6 protein-coding genes are annotated in these 7,208 nt (G+C 53.8%); 4 read left to right on the top strand and 2 right to left on the bottom strand.

The genetic code is table 11. The features are described 5' to 3' along the window. Positions 1–160 precede the first annotated feature (160 nt). From AC2LD7_RS21595 to AC2LD7_RS21610, 4 genes are all read left to right on the top strand, one after another. Positions 161–1,225, top strand: a complete 1,065-nt coding sequence (locus tag AC2LD7_RS21595) for a DUF4062 domain-containing protein (RefSeq protein WP_484599666.1) — start codon at positions 161–163, stop codon at positions 1,223–1,225. 301 nt (positions 1,226–1,526) lie between these two features. Beyond that, positions 1,527–2,225, top strand: coding sequence for a hypothetical protein (locus tag AC2LD7_RS21600; RefSeq protein WP_484599667.1), 699 nt, complete (start codon positions 1,527–1,529; stop codon positions 2,223–2,225). A gap of 38 nt (positions 2,226–2,263) precedes the next feature. Next, positions 2,264–2,713 (top strand): hypothetical protein, encoded by a 450-nt coding sequence (locus AC2LD7_RS21605; RefSeq protein WP_484599668.1) that lies wholly within the window; start codon positions 2,264–2,266, stop codon positions 2,711–2,713. A 732-nt stretch (positions 2,714–3,445) separates the two neighbouring features. Then, complete coding sequence (locus AC2LD7_RS21610) at positions 3,446–3,913, top strand: nuclear transport factor 2 family protein (protein WP_484599669.1); 468 nt, start codon at positions 3,446–3,448, stop codon at positions 3,911–3,913. 208 nt (positions 3,914–4,121) lie between these two features. Here the strand turns inward: AC2LD7_RS21610 and AC2LD7_RS21615 are convergent, their stop codons facing one another. Together AC2LD7_RS21615 and AC2LD7_RS21620 are read right to left on the bottom strand one after the other, a co-directional pair. Beyond that, positions 4,122–5,528: an alpha/beta hydrolase gene (locus tag AC2LD7_RS21615; protein WP_484599670.1), complete on the bottom strand. Its 1,407-nt coding sequence runs from the start codon at positions 5,526–5,528 to the stop codon at positions 4,122–4,124. Between the two features lie 276 nt (positions 5,529–5,804). Further along, positions 5,805–7,208 (bottom strand): TonB-dependent receptor (locus AC2LD7_RS21620; protein WP_484599671.1); only part of this gene is annotated, 1,404 nt, incomplete at its 5' end.

Here is a 7,208-nt window from a genome sequence, read left to right on the forward strand (position 1 = left end):
ATCGGCAGGGGCTGAAGTCAGCCAGAAATACACAACTACTTCAGACCATCCTTAGGGTTTGGCTTGTTTCAGTTGGGTTGCGGTGGGTTTGGCGGAAAAATAAATCTGTCCCCTTTTTCACTTTTTCCTTAGATAACTGCCATTGAAGGAACAATAGCTAATGGTTAGCAAAAGGTTTCAGGTCTTTGTGAGCTCTACTTATTCAGATTTGATAGAAGAGCGAGCCGAGATCATGCAAGCTCTTTTGGAGCTAGATTGCATGCCGGCCGGAATGGAATTGTTTCCTGCCGCAAACGAAGAGCAATGGAGTTGGATAAAGAAAGTCATTGATGAATCAGATTATTATCTGGTCGTCTTAGGCGGGCGCTACGGAACAATCTCGAAGAATACCGGCATAAGCTATACCGAAATGGAATATCGGTATGCGGTTGACACGGGAAAGCCTGTAATTGCCTTTCTGCATCAAAGCCCTGGAAAGATTGAATCTGGTAAATCCGAGCATGATCCTCAATCACGAAAAAAACTAGCTCAATTCATAGAGCTGGTTCAACAGCGGCTTTGCAAGTATTGGGAAAACTCGACTGACTTAGGAGCAAAAGTCAGCAGAAGCATTACGCAGCTAATAAAACATCAGCCAGCAGCTGGGTGGATGCGAGCTGATCAGGTGCCGGAAGAAAATGCTCAAGAAATACTTTTTTTAAAGAAGACGATTGAAGAACTCAATGACAAGCTAAGGAAGGCTGGTGCAGAGGAGCCTGCTGGTATAGAAATACTATCTCGAGGCAATGATGAGATATCTATTGATTTTGGCTTCGAAGCAAAGCTCCCTGTTAAAGGAAAAAACGGCGCCACATACTGGAAAAAGGGCGACGAGGTGGATCATGAGTGCACCACAACTTGGGATAAGATCTTTTCATTTTTAGCGCCGCACATGATCAACCCAGTCAGTGAATATCGCGTTGCGAACTTATTAAATAGCTTTGTAGAAAGTGAAAGCTCTAACCTTTTATTGGCGGAGTACCCCAACAACAAAATAGACTCCCTATCTATTTACAAAGATTCCTTTAATAAGATAAAAATCCAAATGCGTGCTTTGAAGTTGGTATCCATAGAGGATGGAGACCAATGGTCTCTAACACCTTACGGGGACACTTATATGACCAAACTACTGGCTGTCCATCGAACGATTAGCAAGAAGAAAGCGAAGACAGACGCGGGATTGTAATGAACAAAGGAGACAGATTTATTTAGCGCCCCTTCCAGGCAAGGAAGCCCCATAATATGGAAACGATTGTCGGACTTATATTCGAGGCTGCGCTTAGGGGGCTAGGCCTTTGGGTACTGAAGGTGCTGACCTTCGGCCGTTACAAGGGCACTAATAGCTATTTTATTTTTTACCTACCTTTATCGGGTTTCTATTCGTAGTTTTACTATTATTATTGATACTCATGATAGTAGCGGGATTGAAAGCTATAGCTCCAGCTTAACGCATATATTTGTGTCATTGGCAAACGCAAGGAGGCGACATGAAATCAGACTGGGACGATGCGCCTGCGCATCTACGCAGCAGGAAGAAGCGAGGGCCATGGCGATTCCTAGCGATACTGGGGATCGGATCGGCGGTCATTGGGGCACTGGCATTGACGTTCGGAAAGCCGATAGTCCTGGACATTAACCAGATCAAGCAAGGCATCCATATCGACGGAAAGCCTTGGTTTAACCAAGAGCCAGCGCAGCCCAAGCAGCCGGTTAGCCCGTCCTCAGTTGCAAGCTACGAAACGCCGACGTCAGCCCCCCAGCAGCGGCAGCTGAGCCAGGAAGAAATAGAATGGTTCGAAGCGGCCTCAGCGCGTGCGGTAGAAAGTAAGCAAACATCTTTTAATGATGAGAACTACACGCCCCGCCCCACCGTAAACACCATGCAGCCGCCCCCGGCCCGCTATTACGCCTCCAATTCGTCCAGCAGCCCACAGGAGCGCTCAGTAACCCGTGAGACGCATTTGAGCAACTGGAGCTGGGAGAACGGCCATAACAAGCAGCGCGTGGGCGGCCAGTTCAGATGGACAGTCGTGAACGACAAGATCGACTTCAGTAGCGTTTGCCAAAACTACAAACGCGGCTCCCTGATCTACCGCGACTGCCGTAAAGGTGCCAAGGTCGCTTTCAAGCAGATGTGTAGTCGATACCAACCGGCATGCGCTGCAGCTAACAACTTCATGCCATAAACTCGCATTTTATTAACCACCTAACTATGAGACTAGCGATGCAAGATCGGAAGCTATTCGGATTTCTAAAAATTGAACACGGAGCCACAAAACGAGGCGTGATAATGCTGTGGGGTGCGGCAGTATCGGTAGTGCTTTTTGCAATGTCGATACCTATCAACTCCCCGCAAAGCGACATATTTTTTAGCATGGTTAGCTTTGCCGCAGTCATGTTCGGGGGAGGAGCCGCCTATCATATGATATCTCTGATGGCAGAGTGCCCACAAAACGAAGAAAACTATGAAGGCTGGCTAAAACTAGTTGAGCTTCTAATTAAAATATATATGGGATTTTTCTTTGGTGTTATGTGCCTGGGGCTAGGACTCTATATAAAAGGGGCTATTGGAATCGGCATCGTTGTCGGCGGATACCTATGCGGATTCATCTGGGCTACAAACAGGTTAGTAGAATCACATAAGTATGTAAAAGCTCTGATCGCGAAAGGCTGACGATAGACCACTAACCGACTAAAATCCCGTCGACTACCCAAGTTTAGCAATACCCCGACCTATAGCTAATCCGGGGTTTCGTCGGCTGGATGACAGCATGAATCAATGTTAAGGGCTAGGGCTAGTGCTATCCGGGCTGCGCTCCTGTTTTTGTTCAAGGTATTTCACATACGCCTCGGCAGCCTCCAAAGAGGAATAAACCGGGCCAATAGTCTTTCCTCCGATAAAAACTTGGTAATACTTTGATCCAGGCCGATCACCCTTTCCTTCTTGAATCCGAAACTTTGTCATAGCCATCTCTGGTTAGGTCGGAGAACATAAGATACCGCCTGGACCCAGCAGTTGACAGTGTTACTACGTGTACAAAGCGAGACTCTCGAAAAGCAAAAGCGCTGATGAGCTGTCGAAAAAGTGTCGAAATCACTGTGCCGAATTGCGACGAAACGAGCAGGCGAGTCGAGCGGAAACCGCACAACGACACGCTTTGAGACGGAACGACACACCAAGCAAAAGGGCTCGATTCCCTTCGCCCGCTCCAGCATTCACGGGGCCTCTAGCGAGGCCCCTTTTTATTCCGTGACAGTAACGGTGACAGCTACGACTCTCCGAAGCCGGCACGGCTCCGATAGTAAAGATGACAGATCGAGCTGATCCGCTTGTCCGTTCACTCGTCCAGCACGGGCTGTGCAATGCTGTAATCATTGAACACTAGCTACCCCATGGGAATCTATTTTGAAAACAGTAGAACCGACCGTCTTTATGCAGATCAACGATCTCCTCTGTCAGTTTTTCCTTTCCTTTGATCAGCGGGATTGGTCAGCCATGGTCGAGTGCCTTGCGCCTCAGGTCGCGATTGATTATTCATCCTCGGGACGGGAGCAGCCCACGACGATGAGTGGTCAGGAATTCGTCAGTCGCAGGCAGAACGCGGTTGATAGGCTGGCCAAGCACCATAGTTTTTCCAACCTTCTTATCATGCGTGGCGCAGATGGGAGCGCTGTCAATGCGAGGTGTAACTATCTAATTCTTCGTTTTGACTCTGCCGGCTCAGGCGAGGATTTCTTCCATTCGTGTGGAAGTTACGAATTCCTCTTCAATGACATACAGGGCGATTGGAAAATATCGAGCATCAAGCAGAATGCTCTTCAGAGCTGGGGCAACTCTAGCCTGCACGGTGGATCGTCGCAGGGACAAGCCTGAGTAAGTTCAGGTGCTTTATTCCGGACCAGACGAAACGGGCCCGTTCCAGCTTGTGGCTAGGCGATTGCGACGACGCGAGTATCGAACGCTTTAATAGCGGTGATATCAACGAAAGGAGGCCCACCAGCGAGGTTCGGCTCCCCTCGCCGCCCAGACAATGAAAGCCCTGCACAAGCAGGGCTCTTTTCATTTCACAACACCAATCGCATCAACTACCCGGGCAAGCCGGCAAAAGCGCACGTGTCGGCACGCCTTCGTTGCGAGTGAACTGGCAGCCATAGGCAGGATTGGCTACTACGCGTGGGTTGATCACATCATCACCAGCCGGTTTGATGCCCTGCTGTTCCCATTGCAGCATCGCCGCCATCGCTTCGACCTGTTCCTGATAGCTGAAGTCGCAGTGGCTGGGTGCCCGGATGGCGCGTTGCACCAGCAGATCACCGTTGCCGTTGGCCTCTGCGTTGCGGCGGTAGATCTGCTCGTGGATGAACGGCACGTAGAGATCACCCAAGGTATGGATGCTGACCACCGGCACGTTGAATTGGCCGTTCACCACCGGAATCCAGCGCAGGCCGTCCGGGCGGATGCTGTTGGCTGGCGGATGGCCGATCACCCGGATGATCGAATCATTGAATTCGCGTTCTTCCCGTGACATCGCCTTGCGCGCATCGAACTGGTAGCGGGTGGCGAGGTTGCCAGTGAGGGAGTCGGCGAGGATGCCATCGACCGAGCCATCCCGACCGCCAGTCCCAAGCACCACGCTCTGCAGGCTAGTACGGAACCCTTCGGCGAAAATAGGCCGCTCGCCGCCGCTGAGCTCCCGCACGATGCCTTCCAGCTTTTCGCCCTGCGGCGATGGATCGGTTGGGTAGGTGTTCCATAGCGCACCGATGATCTGCGGCAGCTTTGCCTGGAAATCGGTCGCCGGGAACGAGGTTGGCCCCAGTCCAGCCAAGTGCTGCGCGGCCAGGGTGAAGTTCATCAGATATTCGAATTCGTAGACATCGCCGGTGACGCCGCACATGGGCACCGAGCCGTTGTAGCGCACCGGGTTGTTGGCGGTAGCGTAGGTTTCGGCCTCAACTGCCGCCGCAGCGACATGGCCACCCATGGAATGCCCGGTGATATAGGTCTTGGTCGGCTGCGGCTTGCCGGTCAGGCTGCTGAACGCCAAGGCCAGTGCGTTGGTGTCTTCGATACCTGCACGTACATCGTAGTAATTCTTGCTGTAGCTGGAGGCCGCCCAAGCGTATCCCTGCTGCAGCAACCACGGACGGATCGGCGGTGGGCCGACGGTAAGTTCCGGTCCCGGACCGCGGTAACCGTGAGCGTACATCACCAGCATGCCGTTCCAGTTCGGCGGTACTTCTATTTGATAAGACGAGCCTTGGTAAATGCCGGACCAGCGCTCGCTCGGCAGCCCCGGAAATGCCGCCAATGGCGATACGATCGGAACGAAGATGCGCGAATCCTGTTCACGTGATTCGCTGTGGGATACCGGTGGTTTGATGGGTTTCGACCGAGCCTGAACATCGGCGGCGATTCCAATCGTACCCACCAGCATCACGCCAATAACGGCACGCGCACAGGCTGAAGCCAACTTGCTTGGAAGCATGGGGAGTCTCCTGACTTATTGTTTTTGTTCTATCGATGCGAGCTTTTGCCAGAACTGCCAAGCGGAAGCACTACGCGCACTTCGACTAAACGTGGCAGAAAGCTTGGACCTGTCAAATGCAGGAAATGCCGAGGAGACGACTGGTGAGTCGTTTTGGGAATATCTTGACTGCCGGCGCGCTTATAACGGTGTCGGGATTCGGTATCGAAGTGGGATTCAAGCTGACAGGCGCGAGCGAGTCGGCGGGCAATGACGACATTGCCCGCCTTCTGGGCCTTAGAAAGCCAGGCGCATGCCAACAGTCAGATTGCGACCTGGTAGCAACACGTCGTCCTTGATGAAAGAGGTGTGCTGGCGAGCCTTTTCATCGAGCAGGTTATTGGCTTTGAGGTAGAGCAGATAGTCGGTCTGTTGCAACGAACCGCCGTAGCTGAGACCGGCACCGAGCATGTTGTAGCCGCCGGTTTCGGTCTCGTAATCGGCCAGCTCATCCTGGCGCTGCACACGATAAAACTCCAGCTGGCCGCTCAGGGCCGTTGTGAAGTTCTGATCGACACGCACCCCGAGGCGGTCTGCCGGGATGCGCGGCAGATCGCCACCGCCGTCGCGCAACTTGCCGCGCACATGATCGCCAAACAGGGTCAGGGCAGTGGCGTCGGTGGCCTGGAAGCGCACCTCGCCTTCCGCGCCGGTTAGTACGGCATCATGCTGGCGGTATTCGATCTCGCGATAGCCGCCGCCAATGTCGTTGCCGCTATCGGCGGCGTAAATGAAGTCGTCTACTTCATTGCGGAACAGACTGAAGCTGAAGGTGGTGCGGCCCGCGAACTTGCGCAAGGTGAGCTCGGCGTTGTGCGAGGTTTCTTCTTCGAGATCGACATTGCCCAGCTCGACGGTGCGAGTCGCCGCATGTGGGCCGTTGGCATAGAGCTCTTCTGCGCTAGGCAGACGTTGCGAGCGCGACAGCGAGAAGCCCAGCGAGTAGTCCGGAGCGAAGGTCCAGACCGCGCCAGCCGAAACCGAGGTACCGCTGTGATCGGTGTTCCGCTGACCATCGGCCTCGATATCCTGCCACTCGTGCCGCAACCCCAGCTCGTAGCGCCACGCTCCGGTGGTGTATTCCTCCAGCACGAACAGCCCGTGGTTGCGGGTCAGCGTCGGCGGCACGTAGGCCTCCTCTCCCAAGGCCTCGAAGTCGCGACGCAGCGTTTGTGCACCGACCACGCCGCGCCAGCCGAACAGCGGCTGATGGGTCAGCTCCAGACGCGCGTCCGTGGCGTCATTGTTGAAGCGCGTGCCCACTTCCCCGCCTTCAATTTCCTCGTGCTGATAGTTGCTGTGGCCCACGCGCAGGCGCGCCAGCTCGAAGCCCGGTAGCGGATCACTCAGCTCGCCGCGCAGGTCCCAGCGCTTCTGATGCATGTCGACGTAGGGCACGCTCCCGTGCTCATGATCATGGTCTTCGTCATCGTCATCGTGATCATCGTGACCACCGCAATGCCAGTCTGTGCCGTGAGTGTGGCAGTCAGCGTGTTCATGTGCGAGCAGGCCGTAGCGGTTGTTCTGCTGGCCGTACGCCATACCGATGTAACCGCGCGCTCCAATGAAGCTGGCGCCCAAGGTGATGAACCGCCCCGCATTCTCCGGAGGCTCTTTGGTGTGAGTCATGCCGCTTGGGCA

Source organism: Stutzerimonas sp., from assembly GCF_982611455.1.